We start from the raw sequence: 15,012 nt of genomic DNA on the forward strand, positions 1-15,012 counted from the left end.
GGACGGTTTGACGAGCGTCGCGTGGAATAGGGGCGCCTTTCTTCTGAGCGTCTCGTTGCGTTTGGGAGGCGGAGGTTGCGTGTGCGCCGGTCAGGCGGCACGCGGGCTGGAAAGAGTCGCCTGACGCCGCTTCTGCGCAAAGAGGCGGTCAGCAGCACTGAGATGCAGGCAGCCGCACGGACGGCCGAACGTTGCCCGGGCCGTCATGTTCTGGCGATCCAGGACACGACTGGGCTGCGCTCGCAAGGCGGTCGGGGTGAATATCTGCACGCTGTCATGGCTCTGGATGAGTAGGATGGAACGATCCTTGGGGTGATAGATGGCATCTTCCTGGATCGCCAAACCAGCGGGCGGCCCGTCTGCGCCGATTGAGAAGGAGAGCTTCCGGTGGCTGGCAGGTACCGGTCGGTTGGCCTCCGTCTGCCCCGGCGCAGCTTCGATCATGTTGATTGCCGATCGTGAGAGAGCGACATTTTTTAAAGCGTTTTCCTTCCGTCCGAAAGGTGTCGAACTGCTGGTCCGTCTAGGCACAGGTGAACACGCGTCGCAATCTGGCAGTCAGCCCGTTTTCGACCTGTCCGCTTGAAACTCGGTTCTACGAAACTGTATCCGAAACACGCACTGAGGCTCTGGAGCCCTTCCATCGACACGCTGCGGCATCCTAACTGCCTTGAGCGAAGGCCCCCTCCTGCGAGTCCAGAGCAACCGAGCTTGCAGGGTCGCCTTAGCCAACCGCCAGCCGGGCGATCGAAGCACCTGTATGAGCATGATTGAAAACGATGATATCAGGCAGCGCCGCCTCGTCCATTTCAAAGACGGGTGCCGCTACGGCAAATTTGGCAAGACAAAAGCCTATGAGCTGATCGCGAGGGAGCAGATCAGGGCCTACAAGATGGGAGGCAAGACACTCATCGATCTCGACAGCATCGATGAGTATCATGCCTCGCTGCCCCGCGTTGAATCGCGCGCAACGATCTAGGCTGACTTGCGCAGCGGCTGGGTAGCTCTCTTGCGCAAGTGGTCGAGGCGATCAGCCCAATGCTGCATCAAGCGCACGCGCTCGCTCCAATAGGCTGCCCGGTTGTAGATCCCGCGGATTTTGTTCTTGTCGCCCTTTGCAAGCTGGCGCCGCACCACCTCGTCGCGGCGCCGCCTCTTCTTCTCATCTGTTTCGTGGGCGAGTTGAGCTTCGACCACGTCGCCGTCGAATGCGCCTTCTTCATTGAGCAAGGTTGAGGCGCTGGAGCGGAAGCCGTGCGCGCAATGGTCGCCACCGGGGCCGGTATCGTAGCCCATGATCCGCAATGCCTTGTTGATCGTGTTGTCAGACATCGGCACATCATCGTCGTGCGAAAACAAGTAACGCCCACGGCCGGTCAAAGGACGCAACTCGGCCAGAATGGCCAGTGCCTGGCGGGACAGCGGCACTTCGTGATCATCGCGCATCTTCATCTTTTCAGCGGGGATCACCCAGATGCAATTCTTCTCGTCGAACTCTGCCCACTCGGCCAGCCGCAGCTCGCCAGGGCGCACCATGGTCAAGGCAATCAGCTTGAGCGCGTAGCGGACGAGTCCGCCGCTCTTGGCGTCATAGACCTCGATCCGGCGCATCAGATCGCCGACGTCTTCGGGATCGGTCAGAGCGGGGCGCGGGTTGCCTTTGGGTGCCTTGGTCAGAGCGTGTTTCAAGTCGCGGGTTGGGTCGCTGTCACAATAGGCGGCGCCAACTCCAAACTGGAATACCCGCGACGCCGTCGATCGTAGGCGCCCGACGGTGTAGAACCGGCCGCGAGCTTCGACGCGGCGCAAAGCGGTCAGCAGCTCGGGCGGGCCAATCTCACAGAGCGGCCGCTCGCCAATCTCGCGATTGAGCTGATCGAGATTCCATCGCTCGCGCTTGATCGTCGCCTTGGCCTTGTTCTCTTTCTCTAGCTTTGTGGTTGCCCATTCCTCGCCGACCGCCCGAAAGGTGTGCTTGAGCTTGTCGTCTTCGCGGCGCCTCGCCTCTCGCACAGCGACTGGGTCCTGCCCCTGGTCAAGCAGCTTTTCGGCTTCGTGGCGCTTGTCGCGCGCGGCCTTCAGCCCGACGCCGGGAAAAGTCCCAAACGACATGTTCTTGCGCCTACCTGCGTAGCGGTAGCGGTAGAGCCAAAGCTTGGTTCCATTGGGCCGGACCACCACGCTGAGGCCCTGGCCGTCCGCAAGCGCGTATTCCTTCTCCGCCGGAGCAGCATTGCGGATCTTCGTGTCGCTCAGCTCATCCATGGGCACGCCCCTCACGATCGGGCGACACGCCAGTGTACCCGGCCTTTCCAGTGTACCCACAGTGTACCCGAAAACGCCGGATGCCCCCGAACGGCCGCGAACCGTCTGGAACGTCACTATATCACGAAGAGGCTGATTTTATGTCGATTTTCGAAGGCCGGCGAACCAGCGCGGGCGAAAAAGAACGAGGCCGGAAATGGGATGGTGCCCAGGGGCGGAATCGAACCACCGACACTGCGATTTTCAGTCGCATGCTCTACCAACTGAGCTACCTGGGCAGGTCTCGTGAAGGGCAGAAAAGCCCGGCGAGCCGGCGGGTTATAGTCAGAGCGGGCGGCGCTGTCTACCGCCCTGAGGCGAAGTTTTCACATTCCTTTTGCGGTTGCGCAGCCACGCGGAGTGCGCGCCGATGCCGCCCGGCACCGCCGCCGCAACAGCATGAGAATATTGAGCTATTCGACGTCGTCCTCGTCGCCCTCAGTGGCCGGAATGACATAGGAGCCGCTCAGCCAGCGATGCAGGTCGACGTCGCGGCAGCGGGGCGAGCAGAACGGGCGCGAGCCTTCGGCGGCCGGCCGGTTGCAGATCGGGCAGCGGCGGACGGGCTTGGCCGGGGTGGCGGTCTTCGGGCTGGTCGATTCGTCGGGCATGGCCGCTATCTAGGCGCGCGCGGCGACCGATGCATCCCCTCGTTCGCGTCAGACGCCGACCGTGTTCAGCCAGCCGAAGCGGATCGGGAAGCCCTCGCCGGCGAGCAGCGTCGTGGTCTCGTAGAGCGGCAGGCCGACGACATTGGTGTAGGAGCCGACCATCTTCACCACGAACGAGCCGGCGATGCCCTGGACGGCGTAGCCGCCGGCCTTCCCCCGCCATTCGCCGGAGCCGATATAGGCCTGGATATCGTCCTCGCTGAGCCGCTTGAAGCGGACGCGGGTCTCGACCAGGCGCTGGCGGAACGCCTCCTTCGGCGTCACCAGGGTGATCGCGGTGTAGACGCGATGGTTGCGGCCCGACAGCAGCCGCAGGCACTGCGAGGCCTCGTCGACCAGGTTGGCCTTGGGCAGGATGCGGCGGCCGACGGCGACCACGGTATCGGCGGAGATGATGAACGCGCCGCGCAGCTCGTCGTCGAGCTGGACCGATTTCAGCGCCGCATCGGCCTTGGCGCGGGCCAGCCGGTTGGCGCAGGCGCGCGGCAGCTCGCCGCGCTTCGGCGTCTCGTCGACGTCGGCGGGGCGCAGCGCGTCGGGCTCGATGCCGGCCTGGTTGAGCAGCGCCAGACGCCGCGGCGAACCGGATGCAAGAACGATTTTGGGACGGCCGAGCATGCTGATTTCGCTGAGGGATTCGGAAGCGGCGGGGCGGGCGCGCGGAACCTATCGGAAGGGCTGTCATTCCACAACCCGAAGGCTGCGACAGGCCTGCTCTACGGCGCGAATTTGAGCGGGGGACGACGTTGGTATTTCGGTTCGATGACACCGGCTCGGGAACCGAAAACCTACAGACCGGCGGGCCCGGGCTTGCCGAAGCGCTTGCGGATCCGCGTGAACAGGCCGTCGCAGACCTCGCGATAGGCTGAAAGCTTCTGCTCGCGATTGCCGTCGGCGCCGGTCGGGTCCGGCGTCGGCCAATATTCGACGTCGGCGGCGATGGTGCGGGTCAGCTCCAGCGCCTTGTGATGCGCCTCGGGCGAGAGGGTGATGATGAGGTCGAAGTTCAGGCCCTCCCAGTCCTCGAGCTCCTCGAAGGTGGTGGGCTTGTGCTGCGAGATGTCCTGGCCGAGCTCGGCCATCACCGACACCGCGAATGGGTCGAGCTCGCCCTTCTTGACGCCGGCGGAGCGGACGTACAGCGCCTGCGGAAACATCTGGCGCAGCAGGCTCTCGGCCATCGGCGAGCGCACGCTGTTCTGGCCGCAGGCGAACAGCACCGCCTGCGGCTGGCGCGCGCGCGGCGGCCCCTCGGCCATGCGCCTACGCGCCCTTGGCCGAAAGCTGGGAGGCGCGCGTCGCGGCCGGCGGCATCACTGGCCCTCGCCCTTCCAGTGCAGCACCGTGATCAAGGTGAACAGCCGGCGCGAGGTCTCGAAGTCGACCCGCACCTTGCCCTTGAGCCGCTCCTGCAGGGTGCGCGAGCCCTCGTCATGGATGCCGCGGCGGCCCATGTCGATCGCCTCGATCTTGTCGGGCGTCGCAGTGCGGATCGCTTGGTAGTAGCTGTCGCAGATCATGAAGTAGTCCTTCACGATCCGCCGGAACGGCGACAGCGACAACAGGTGCGTCACCACCGGCGTGCCGTCCTCCCTGCGGATGTCGAACATCAGCCGGTTGGCGGTGATGCCGAGATGCAAAGTGAAGGGGCCGGTGCCGTCGGCGCCCTCGGGCGCGAACAAATTCTCCTCGACGAGGTCGTAGATCGCGATCGCCCGCTCATGCTCGATGTCCGGACCGGAGCGGCCGATCGACTCCTCGTCGAGCGTCACCGCCACGATGCGATTGGTCCGGTCGTCGCCTGGCGGGTGCTGGGTCATGGCAGATTGAGGCGTATTCCCACGGAGCGTGAATGGGCGTCGAGACCCTCGGCCTTGCCCAGAGTCATCGCCGCTGGTCCCAGCGCGCGCAACTGCTCGGGGCCGCATTTCAACAGCGACGTGCGCTTCATGAAGTCGAGCACGCCGAGACCGGAGGAGAACCGCGCCGAGCGCGCGGTGGGCAGCACGTGATTGGAGCCGCCGACATAGTCGCCGATCGCCTCCGGCGTGTGCGCGCCGAGGAAGATGGCGCCGGCATTGCGAACCCTCGCGGCGAACGCGTCCGCGTCGGCGGTCATGATCTCCAGATGCTCGGCAGCGATGGCGTCGGCGAGCGGCACGGCCTGGTCGAGATGGTCGACCTCGATGATGGCGCCGAAATCGGCCCAGGACGCGCCGGCGATCTCCGCGCGAGGAAGCGTCTTGAGCTGGCCCTCGACGGCGCGGGCGACGTCATCCGCCAGGCGGCGGCTGTCGGTGATCAGGATCGACTGCGCGCTGGCGTCGTGCTCGGCCTGCGCGAGCAGGTCGGCGGCGATCCAGTCGGCATTGCCGCTGTCGTCGGCGATCACCAGCACCTCGGAGGGGCCGGCGATCATGTCGATGCCGACCTTGCCGAACACCAGCCGCTTGGCGGCGGCGACATAGGCATTGCCCGGACCGACGATCTTCGCCACCGGCGCGATCGTCGCGGTGCCATGCGCCAGCGCGGCCACCGCCTGGGCGCCGCCGACGCGGTAGATCTCGGACACGCCGCCGAGATGGGCGGCCGCCAGCACCAGCGGATTGAGCTTGCCGTCCGGCGCCGGCACCACCATCACGAGGCGCCCGACGCCGGCGACCTTGGCGGGAATGGCGTTCATCAGCACCGAGGACGGATAGGCCGCGGTGCCACCGGGAACGTAGAGACCGGCGGATTCGATCGCGCTCCAGCGCCAGCCGAGCTCGACGCCGGCGGCGTCGGTGAAGCGCTGGTCGGCCGGCAGCTGCTTGAGGTGAAAGGCCTCGATGCGGTCACGGGCGAATTTCAGCGCGTCGACGGTAGCCGCGTCGCAGGCCTTCACCGCGGCCTCGATCTCGGCGGGCGTCACGCGCAGCGACGCGGCGGTCAGCTCGAGCCGGTCGAACTTGCGCGTCGCCTCGAGCAGCGCCGCATCGCCGCGCCTGGCGACGTCGTCCACGATGGCGCGGGCGGCGGCTTCGACGTCGGCGGAGGTCTCGCGCTTGGCGGCGAGAAACTGCCGAAACTGGGCGTCGAAATCGGTGCTGGCGCGGGACAGGCGAATGGGCATCTCTGGCACTTTCCGAAGGGGTGGCTGCCCCGACCCCCTGCTCAATGGCGCGGCAGCGCGGGGCCGTCAACCCTTTGAACAGGCGCCTACCCGGTCAGCGGCGGGACGCCATCGATATCGCTGGTGCCGAGGTCGTCCTCGCCGAGATCGGTCAGCTCGCATTCCAGGCATTCGACATCCAGCCGCAATGCGCCGCCGTGGGAGAACAGCAGCAGCGCGCTGCCGGCCGGCGGCTCGGCGCCGGCGTGGAATTCGATGCCGATCAGCTCCAGCGCTGCCTCGGGCGCGGCAAGGTCGATGCGGCGCGACTTGCACGCCAGCACTCGGTCGAACCGCAGCGCCGCCAGCAGCCGGCGCGGCTCGCTCTCGCCATGCAGCGCCTGATCCCAGTCGAGCCGGTTCATGCCGATCACCAGCCGCTTCTCGGCCTGGCGCCAGATGATGTCCGCCGCCTGCACCCGCGCGTCCTGCACATGGGCCGAGATGACGGCGAGATCGTCGGCGTCGAGCGCGATCAGTTTGAGCCGGTCGGTCACGGCATCATCCCTTCAACCTCACTCGCGAATGCGCTCGATCGTGGCGCCGCAGGCCTTCAGCTTGTCCTCCAGCCGCTCGAAGCCGCGATCGAGATGGTAGACGCGATTGATCATGGTTTCGCCTTCCGCAGCAAGGCCGGCAATCACCAGCGACACCGAGGCGCGCAGGTCGGTCGCCATGACAGGCGCGCCACGCAGATTCGAGGTGCCCTCGATCCGCGCGGTCTCGCCATCGAGACTGATACGCGCGCCGAACCGCGCCAGTTCCTGCACGTGCATGAAACGGTTCTCGAAGATGGTCTCGGTGATCGCCGAGGCGCCCTGCGCGCAGACCATCAGCGCCATCAGCTGGGCCTGCAGGTCGGTCGGGAAGCCGGGGAACGGCGCGGTCGTCACCTGCACCGGGCGGATGCCGTGGCCGTTTCTGACGACGCGGATGCCCTCGGCATCGCTCGAGATCTCGGCGCCCGCCTCGGTCAGCACGTCGAGCGCCGATTGCAGCAGCTCCGGCCGCGCGCCGGCAAGGCGGACGTCGCCACCGGTCATGGCGGTCGCGATCGCATAGGTGCCGGCCTCGATGCGGTCGGGCAGCACGGTATGGCGCGCGCCATGCAGCGACGCCACGCCCTCGATCTCGATGCGGGGCGTGCCGGCGCCAGAGATACGCGCGCCCATCTTGTTGAGACACTCGGCGAGATCGGTGATCTCCGGCTCGCAGGCGGCGTTGGTGATGACGGTCGTGCCCTTGGCGAGCGCGGCCGCCATGACCGCGACATGAGTGCCGCCGACGGTGACCTTGGGAAAATCGATCGTCCCGCCGCGCAGGCCGCCCGGCGCCTTGGCGACGACATAGCCTGCGTCGATGTCAATGCTGGCCCCGAGCCGCTCCAGCGCCATGATCAGGAGATCGACCGGCCGCGTGCCGATGGCGCAGCCGCCGGGCAACGACACCCGCGCCTCGTGCATGCGCGCGAGCAGCGGCGCGATCACCCAGAAGCTGGCGCGCATCCGCGACACCAGCTCGTAAGGAGCGGTGGTGTCGATGATGTTGGCCGCGGAGATCTGCAGCGTCTGACCCTGGTATTGGCCATCGCCGGGACGCTTGCCGACCGACATGATGTCCACGCCGTGATTGCCGAGAATGCGCTGCAGTTGCGCGACGTCGGCCAGCCGCGGGACGTTGTCCAGGATCAGCGTCTCCGGCGTCAGAAGACCCGCGATCATCAGCGGCAGGGCGGCATTCTTCGCGCCCGAAATCGGGATGGTGCCGTGAAGCGGGTTGCCGCCGACGATGCGAATGCGATCCATGCTGGTCCTGCTGGCTGGCCGGGAAATTGGGTGAGATGGGCGCAACAGGACCGACATTACGGCGATTTGATGAGTTCGCAACGGCAGGTCGCATCGTCGGGAAAGTCATCCCCCGGCGGTGCGGGCTGCCGGCGCGAATCAGACCGGCGGGACCAGCGCATCGGCCAGAAACCCGTGCAGCGCGGCGACGACCTGGGCGCCCTCGCCGATGGCGCCGCCGACGCGCTTGACCGAGCCGGAGCGGACGTCGCCGACCGCATAGACCCCGGGCACCGAGGTCTCGAGCGGCGACACCATCCGCCCGGCATTCTGCTCCGACTGCGCGCCGGTGACGACGAAGCCGGCGCGATCGAGCGTGATGCCGCAGCCGTCGAGCCAGCCGGTGGCGGGATCGGCGCCGACGAACAGAAAGAGATTGCTGATGTCGGCCGGCGTCTCTTCGCCGGACAGCCGGCTCTTCAAGGTGATGCGTTCGAGCCCCGTGTCTGCCCCGCCATCGAGCGCGACCACCTCGGTGTTGAACAACAGCTCGATGTTCGGCGTCGCCTCGATGCGCTCGATGAGATAGCGCGACATCGACGCGGCGAGCCCGCCGCCGCGGATGATCATCCGCACCTTCTTGACGTGACCCGACAGAAACACCGCGGCCTGCCCCGCGGAATTGCCGCCGCCGACCAATGCGACCTCCTGCCCGGCGCACAGCCGCGCCTCGATCGGCGAGGCCCAGTACCACACGCCCCTGCCTTCGAACTCCTTGAGCCGGGCAAGATCAGGCCGGCGATAGCGCGCGCCGCTCGCGACCACGACCGAGCGCGCCCGCACCTCGTCGCCGCCCTCGAGCGCCAGCACGAAGGCGCCGGCCTTGCGCTCGCAGTCGAGGGCATTGACCGACACCGGGATCATGATCTCGGCGCCGAACTTCTGTGCCTGGTTGAAGGCGCGCGCGGTCAGCGCGAGGCCGGTGATGCCGGTCGGGAAGCCGAAGTAGTTCTCGATGCGCGCGCTGGCGCCGGCCTGGCCGCCGAACGCACGCGAATCCAGCACCGCGACGGAAAGACCTTCGGAGGCGCCATACACCGCCGTGGCCAGGCCCGCCGGCCCGCAGCCGACGACCGCGACGTCGTAGACCTTCTCGCCGCGCGGACCGCCGATCATCCCCACGGCACGCGCCAGCTCGGTCTCGCTGGGATTGCGCAGCACGCTGCCGTCGGACACCACCACCAGCGGCAGCTCGGCCGGCGTCGGCGAATAGCGCGCGATCAGGTCGGCCGCGTCGTGATCGACAGCGGGATCGAGCAGATGGTGCGGAAAGCCGTTGCGGGTGAGGAAGCTTTGCAGCCGCGCGATCGCGGCCGATTGCGGCGGGCCGATCATGACCGGGCCGCCGGCGCCGCCCTGAATGAGATTCACCCGGCGCAGGATCAGCGCCCGCATGATGCGCTCACCGAGCTCGGCCTCGGCGATCAACAGCGCGCGCAGCCGTTCGGGACGAATCAGGATGACCTCGACGTCGCCCTCGGCATGGCCGTCGACCAGCGCGACGCGGCCGGAGAGCTGGGCGATCTCGGCCAGAAACTGCCCTGGCCCCTGGTCGATCACCGGCGTGACGTGACCGAGACCGTCGCGCTGGGTGATCGCGACATGGCCCTTGAGAATCACGAACATGCCGGGGCCGGGCTTGCCGGTCTCGAACAGCAGCTCGCCGTCACGATAGGTCTGGATCTCGCCGAAGCCGCGCAGACGCGCGATCTCCGGCGGCGTCAGCTCCGGAAAAGTCTGGTCGAAGCGCGGCAGCGTCTTCGCGAGCTCCGCCCGTTGTGCCGCCGCATCCGCCGTCATCCCGTCATCCGCTGCCATCACGCCCACCCCGCCTGCCATCTGCTCAACGCTTCGAATCGTCCGGACCGCCGGCAGCGGCCTCGTCCAGGCCGCGCTCCTCGGCCGTCACCGGCTGGCTGCGCGCGCGGCTCTGTGCCTTGCGGCGCTTCAGGTTCTCGCGCAGCGCCTGCTTCAGCCGCTCCTCGCGCGCGCCCTTCGGCGCCGCCTTCCCGGTCTTATCCGTCATCCCTTCCCCCCGGTCACCCCATACCAGAGGCACAATTGGGGCCGCAGATGCGAAAGCCAAGAGGCGTTGGCGACGCAGACGGTAGGTTCCGCCCGGCCGGCCGTCGCCTGCCCGGATGGGGAGTTGCCGCCGCGGCGACGGCCAGTTGGGCACCTTGAGCGGCCAACCGCGAGAATCCGCCGCGAGCGGGCGATTTCGCGCCGATTCGGAGGTCTTTCGCTCCATTTCCATGCATCACGCTGACGTCTTTCCCGGAAAACCGGGCGAGCCGCGCTTGCGCAGGCGGGGACCTTGTGGCAAGAACCGCCCGCGTTCGGTCGCGCCCTTCGGGCCGGTCCCCGCCAGTCCCTTTGCTGCCGTAGCTCAGTGGTAGAGCACTCCCTTGGTAAGGGAGAGGTCGACAGTTCAATCCTGTCCGGCAGCACCAGGGCATCATTCCCCCAACATGATCTTCGGCGACGCCTCGGGACCACAGGCTACGCGCGGATGCGCGTCATCGGCCTCGCGGCGCAATTTGCGTCCGAGCTCTGCTGCAGCACCGCCCTCTCCGGAAATCGAGGGCGCAGGGAAGGCCGGGCGCTGGCCGCGCCCGTGGCCCGCCTGCGAAAGAAAATGCAGGCGGCAGGTACCACAGGTCTGGCCGAACACACCCGGCCCTCCCTGCGCAATGGGCTTACGGCTTATACGCGCTCTCCCTGGGGACCGGGCTTTGTTGCCCCCATCACCCGCGATGCGCGCGACGCACATCAGCGAGCTTGACCTCAGCGTCGGGAGGCCAGGACCACGCGATTTCACCGTCCGTATCGGAGTTGTTCGTCCGCTCGCGAATGCGCGCTGCAACTCCGACCCGGCCACCGCATCCCACACCCAACGCTCGTGACGACTCGCGAACGCCCCTCTTCGATGAGCACGGGACGGCCAGAAATGTGCAAGTGATTTGCCCGACGACACAAGGGGAATGAGTGCGGCAGAGTGGCACGACGGGCAGTTTTAGCAGAGCTGGGATGCAGGCGGCGGAGGGGGCTTTGTTTGGTGCAGTCCAGCAGCGTCACCGTAATCCCGACATCCAGATCAGGGGTCTTGGAGACATCGGTGTCGTGAATGCACGCACGCACTTCACCAAACCCGACGGAAGCCGGGGGACTGGCTGCTACACGGACGTCTAATGGAAGCGTGGCGACCGCTGTCGTTGCATTTCGCTTCGCGCAACTGATGTGGAAGCACGGCGGTCGTACCTTGCGGTCGGGCGCCCGCGAGACAGATCGAGATTGGTTTGATCTTGCCTGTCATGAGATTGCCTCAACAGAGTTGCCGAGGCGATCAATCATGAATGAGGATAAACCCGCCGCCCGCTATTCAACGCCTGTGAGACCTTCACCTCACGTCCACATTTCATGCGTATGGAAGCTGCAAGGCTCAGCGTCCACTGGCTCATGCTAGCGTCGGGAAAGACGACGAATGGCGGCGCAGTGCTCTCCGTCGACGCGATGAGCTTCATCGGCGCCCTGCCGATCGACAATTACAACGGTGCGGCGCGTAGCTCTAATGTACATAAAGTTATGCGGTTTAAATCGATCTTTGAAGTTGACTCGATCATACTGCTGATACATCCTAAGGGTGTATCTTAGTCACGAGAAAACCTGGCTGGTCTTCGATGCAACGGGAGCAGATCGAAGCCATAACTCGCGATATTGGGCAACAAGAAATTCTTGAACGTGAAGTTCTTGCGATTGCCTCTCGCGAGAGGCAGCGCATCGGGCGTGAACTCCACGACGGGCTCTGCCAATCGCTCGCCGGCTTAGCGGCGCTAGCTGCGGCGCTGTGGCGAAGTTTGGCGGCGAGTGGCCAACCGAGTCCCGCCGCGGCCGCGGCCGAACTCGTACGATTGCTGAACGAGACCATCGGCGAGGCGCGTGACCTCGCTCGTGGGCTCAGCTCGATCGGTCTGAATAGCGCGGATCTTGTCGGCTCCCTTGAGAGCCTCGCCCGCAACGTCAGCGCCGCTCATGGCGCCTTTTGTGCGTTTGTGGAAGATAACCCTTGTCCCGATCTTGGCCGCGAAACCACGAGCCACCTCGTGCGCATCGCCCAAGAAGCCGTCCGCAATGCGGTCAGCCACGGCCGAGCCGACGAAATCGAGATCCGTCTGGCGTGCACTGCAGGCTCGGGACTATTGAGCATCCGGGATAACGGTGTCGGGCTTCCCGAAAAATGGCGCGATCATGACGGCATCGGGCTTTATACCATGGACTACCGCGCGCGGGCGATCGGCGGTTCTCTCACTGTGGAGCCGCAGGCCCGTCGCGGCGTCATGGTTGCGTGCGCGTTTCCGCTGTTATCGAATTACGAACGGCAGGAAAGTATCGGCGATGCCCACTTGCCTGGCTGAAGCCGCGGACGCGGTGCGGAAGAGGCTGCTTGTCGTCGACGATCATCCCGTGCTGTGCCGCGGGTTGATCGCCCTCATCGAGGCGGAAAATGGCCTCGCCGTTCACGGCGCGGTCGGTACGCGCGTGGCCGCGCTCAAGACCATCGCGATCAGTCGCCCTGATCTGGTGATCGTAGACCTTGCTCTCGGCGACGAGGACGGCCTAGACCTCGTCAAGGAAATCAAGGCGCGTCATCCCGGCGTTCGCTCGCTGGTGCTTTCGATGTACGACGAAGAGGTGTTCGCCGAGCGCGCGCTTTGCGCCGGCGCCCTCGGCTATGTCACCAAACAACAGCTCGAATCGACCGTGATCGCTGCCATTCGTCGGGTGCTTGCAGGCGAGACCTACATGAGCGAGGCTCTGCAGCGGCGGCTGGCTGAACGATGCGTCGGCGCGCGACCGCTCGAGGCCGCCTCGCCGGTGCGCACGCTGAGCGATCGCGAATTGCAGGTATTTCGGCTCGTTGGTCAGGGCCGAACCACGCGGCAGATCGCTGGTCTACTGAACCGCAGCGTCAAAACGGTAGAATCCCATCTTGAGCACATCAAGAATAAGCTGGCGATCGAATCGGCTGCTGAACTCGCCCAACGCGCGGCTCAATGGGTTACAATCGCCCGATTGGGTTGAGTCATAAAGTTCGCCCAAGTGCGCGGTTAGTGTCATACACGTCTGCCATGGCGCCGATGACTTCTCGACCAAGCCGCTTTCCGGCAAGCGCGACGGCCGAACACGCGGTCTGGTCCATGGTGCTAAAGCGGACTGCGCGATCGGCACGGCGCAAGCGGCGTCTGCTCATTGTGGACAGTCACCCCTGATGCGGCGCAGGCTGACCGCGCTGATCAATGCTGAGCCCGATCTTGTCGTATGCGCCTTGGCGGCCATCCAACGGGATGCGCTCGTGGCCATCGCGGCCACGAAACCCGATCTAGGGATCGTCGATCTGTTCCTTGGCGATAGCAATGGTTTGGATCTGGTGAGAGACGTTCGCGCGCGCTTTGTTCGTCTGCCGCTACCTGGATTGAACAGGCATGATTCGCCGCAATACGTCCGCCGCGCTTTCGAATCCGGCACCGACGGCTACGTCGCCAAGCGGGAGATGACGGAAGACCTTCTGGTGGCGATCCGCAGCGTGCTGCTCGGCGACCCTTACGGCGCACCGGCGCCTTGATCCATGCCCGCCTGCGTCCGGCAAGTTCACGCGTGCGAAGCTGGGCGGCCCATGGGGGATTCTCCCAATGCGAAAACGGGGTGCGACCCCGATGTCGGTTTAAGTCTCCAGCGTTAGCATTGGTAGCTACCAATGTCGTGCCCGCTTTGACGACCGAAATGCTGGTCGAGCCCTTCGCTTATCGGCTCGATCGAGACCATCACCGCTTCAAATGGGAAAAAACGATGAGAAATATCTGCACCGCCGCCGCAATAGTCGCGATTGTTTTCATTCCTTGGACCGTCCATGCGGGCACTTGCTACAAAAACCTAGGTTGCAAGGGCACGACGTCGACCACTTCTTGCAAGACATGTCTTGGAAACCCCTCAAAGGGAGAGGGTTGGAAGGAAAACTCAAAGAGCAGCTGTATCGGAAACTTCAACCATTGTCCGGCGGTCCGTTAACGGTACTGGCGCTGGTCCCGCGCCCCGGCACCAGCAAGGCCGTCTCCGGCCACAAGATCCATCCCTATCTGCTGCGCGGCGTCAGCATCACCGAGCCCAATCACGTCTGGGCGGCCGACATCACCTACATTCCGATGGCGCAGGGGTTCCTGTATCTGGTGGCGATCATCGACTGAGCCACCCGGGCGGTGCTGGCGTGGCGCTTGTCGAACACGATGGATACGGGCTTTTGCATCGCTGCGCCCGACGAGGCGATGGCGCGGCACGGCCGGCCTAAGATCTTCAACACCGATCAGGGCGCGCAGTTCACCAGCTCAGCCTTCACCGGCAGGCTGGAGGCTGCAGGCATTGCGATTTCGATCGACGGACGCGGCCGTTTCATGGACAACATCTTCATCGAACGATTGTGGCGCTCGATCAAGTATGAGGAAGTGCATCTGAAAGCCTATGCTGACGGGCGCGAAGCGCGAGACGGCATCGGCTCATGGATGACCTTTTATAATCATCGCCGCCCGCACCAGGCGATGAACAATCAGTTTCCCATGGCGGCATGGCGCGCCGGCATGGATGTGATCGAGGCGGCCCAGACTGTGGATATGCCGCTTCGCTTTGACAACGCAAACGCGTTGCCCACATCCCCACAGCAGGCCCAGACGCAGCAGCAGGAAGCTGCTTGATTTGAACGACAAGGCAGGCGTGATCACACCTTAATTTCGGCGATCCATGGTCCCGTGCGTGGGGTCCAATTCAGTTGAACCTGTCTCGCCGCCTGGGGTTATGGATTCCGTTCGCGGGAGAATGGGGCAGCCGAGAAGAACAAAGGGCGCGATCGGTCCGATCGCGGAGCATCGGCAGCAGCGCAGATCTGAGTAGCTGTAGCCCGGATGAGCGGCACCGATATCTGAGGAGACTGGCCCCGCATGTCGCTTGCGCTCATGCGGGCTGCAGCAGCTGCGATCGGGTGGCGGTGCGCGGC

Annotated in this window: 16 protein-coding genes, 2 tRNA genes and 1 pseudogene; 6 read left to right on the forward strand and 13 right to left on the reverse strand. The window is 65.3% G+C overall.

The features are described from left to right. Positions 1–90 precede the first annotated feature (90 nt). Complete coding sequence (locus QX128_RS09115) at positions 91–444, reverse strand: hypothetical protein (RefSeq protein WP_316237300.1); 354 nt, start codon at positions 442–444, stop codon at positions 91–93. A 316-nt stretch (positions 445–760) separates the two neighbouring features. Here QX128_RS09115 and QX128_RS09120 point away from each other — a divergent pair, with 316 nt between their 5' ends. Then, a complete protein-coding gene (locus QX128_RS09120; RefSeq protein ID WP_315783199.1) occupies positions 761–979 on the forward strand; it encodes a hypothetical protein in 219 nt (72 codons plus the stop codon). Here the strand turns inward: QX128_RS09120 and QX128_RS09125 are convergent. From QX128_RS09125 to QX128_RS09175, 11 genes are all read right to left on the reverse strand, one after another. After that, complete coding sequence (locus tag QX128_RS09125) at positions 976–2,265, reverse strand: tyrosine-type recombinase/integrase (RefSeq protein ID WP_315801483.1); 1,290 nt, start codon at positions 2,263–2,265, stop codon at positions 976–978. The genes QX128_RS09120 and QX128_RS09125 overlap by 4 nt on opposite strands. A gap of 202 nt (positions 2,266–2,467) precedes the next feature. Beyond that, positions 2,468–2,543 (reverse strand) — tRNA-Phe (locus tag QX128_RS09130). Positions 2,544–2,717: 174 nt separating this feature from the next. Beyond that, on the reverse strand, positions 2,718–2,915 hold the full coding sequence (gene yacG, locus QX128_RS09135; protein ID WP_315801484.1) for a DNA gyrase inhibitor YacG: 198 nt from the start codon (positions 2,913–2,915) through the stop codon (positions 2,718–2,720). A gap of 48 nt (positions 2,916–2,963) precedes the next feature. After that, on the reverse strand, positions 2,964–3,593 hold the full coding sequence (locus QX128_RS09140) for a Maf-like protein (protein WP_006613056.1): 630 nt from the start codon (positions 3,591–3,593) through the stop codon (positions 2,964–2,966). A gap of 170 nt (positions 3,594–3,763) precedes the next feature. Next, complete coding sequence (locus tag QX128_RS09145) at positions 3,764–4,234, reverse strand: arsenate reductase ArsC (protein WP_316182256.1); 471 nt, start codon at positions 4,232–4,234, stop codon at positions 3,764–3,766. A 54-nt stretch (positions 4,235–4,288) separates the two neighbouring features. After that, positions 4,289–4,795 (reverse strand): UPF0262 family protein, encoded by a 507-nt coding sequence (locus QX128_RS09150; RefSeq protein ID WP_006613054.1) that lies wholly within the window; start codon positions 4,793–4,795, stop codon positions 4,289–4,291. Beyond that, positions 4,792–6,087 (reverse strand): histidinol dehydrogenase, encoded by a 1,296-nt coding sequence (gene hisD, locus QX128_RS09155; protein WP_316218921.1) that lies wholly within the window; start codon positions 6,085–6,087, stop codon positions 4,792–4,794. The genes QX128_RS09150 and hisD overlap by 4 nt, the downstream gene beginning before the upstream one ends. An 86-nt stretch (positions 6,088–6,173) precedes the next feature. Continuing rightward, on the reverse strand, positions 6,174–6,623 hold the full coding sequence (locus tag QX128_RS09160; protein WP_316182252.1) for a DUF2948 family protein: 450 nt from the start codon (positions 6,621–6,623) through the stop codon (positions 6,174–6,176). An 18-nt stretch (positions 6,624–6,641) separates the two neighbouring features. Next, positions 6,642–7,931 carry a UDP-N-acetylglucosamine 1-carboxyvinyltransferase gene (gene murA, locus QX128_RS09165; protein ID WP_316182250.1) on the reverse strand — a complete coding sequence of 430 codons (1,290 nt, stop codon included), beginning with the start codon at positions 7,929–7,931 and terminating at the stop codon, positions 6,642–6,644. A 138-nt stretch (positions 7,932–8,069) separates the two neighbouring features. Further along, positions 8,070–9,788, reverse strand: coding sequence for an FAD-dependent oxidoreductase (locus QX128_RS09170; RefSeq protein WP_316237301.1), 1,719 nt, complete (start codon positions 9,786–9,788; stop codon positions 8,070–8,072). Positions 9,789–9,813: 25 nt separating this feature from the next. After that, positions 9,814–9,996, reverse strand: a complete 183-nt coding sequence (locus tag QX128_RS09175) for a hypothetical protein (protein WP_316218918.1) — start codon at positions 9,994–9,996, stop codon at positions 9,814–9,816. 352 nt (positions 9,997–10,348) lie between these two features. Here QX128_RS09175 and QX128_RS09180 point away from each other — a divergent pair. Then, positions 10,349–10,423, forward strand: a tRNA-Thr gene (locus QX128_RS09180). 5 nt (positions 10,424–10,428) lie between these two features. Here the strand turns inward: QX128_RS09180 and QX128_RS09185 are convergent. Next, the gene (locus QX128_RS09185) at positions 10,429–10,644 is read right to left on the reverse strand and encodes a hypothetical protein (protein WP_315801491.1); all 216 of its coding nucleotides are present in this window, start codon (positions 10,642–10,644) and stop codon (positions 10,429–10,431) included. 1,006 nt (positions 10,645–11,650) lie between these two features. Here QX128_RS09185 and QX128_RS09190 point away from each other — a divergent pair. From QX128_RS09190 to QX128_RS09205, 4 genes and pseudogenes are all read left to right on the forward strand, one after another. Next, complete coding sequence (locus tag QX128_RS09190) at positions 11,651–12,385, forward strand: sensor histidine kinase (protein WP_315801492.1); 735 nt, start codon at positions 11,651–11,653, stop codon at positions 12,383–12,385. Beyond that, a complete protein-coding gene (locus tag QX128_RS09195) occupies positions 12,366–13,052 on the forward strand; it encodes a response regulator transcription factor (protein WP_315801493.1) in 687 nt (228 codons plus the stop codon). The genes QX128_RS09190 and QX128_RS09195 overlap by 20 nt, the downstream gene beginning before the upstream one ends. A 187-nt stretch (positions 13,053–13,239) precedes the next feature. Continuing rightward, positions 13,240–13,593: a response regulator transcription factor gene (locus QX128_RS09200; RefSeq protein ID WP_315801494.1), complete on the forward strand. Its 354-nt coding sequence runs from the start codon at positions 13,240–13,242 to the stop codon at positions 13,591–13,593. A gap of 451 nt (positions 13,594–14,044) precedes the next feature. Further along, a pseudogene (locus tag QX128_RS09205) lies at positions 14,045–14,590 on the forward strand (IS3 family transposase); the annotation flags it as partial. Positions 14,591–15,012: the final 422 nt, after the last annotated feature.

The organism is Bradyrhizobium sp. SZCCHNR1015, assembly GCF_032489875.1.
Taxonomy (GTDB): Bacteria; Pseudomonadota; Alphaproteobacteria; order Rhizobiales; family Xanthobacteraceae; genus Bradyrhizobium.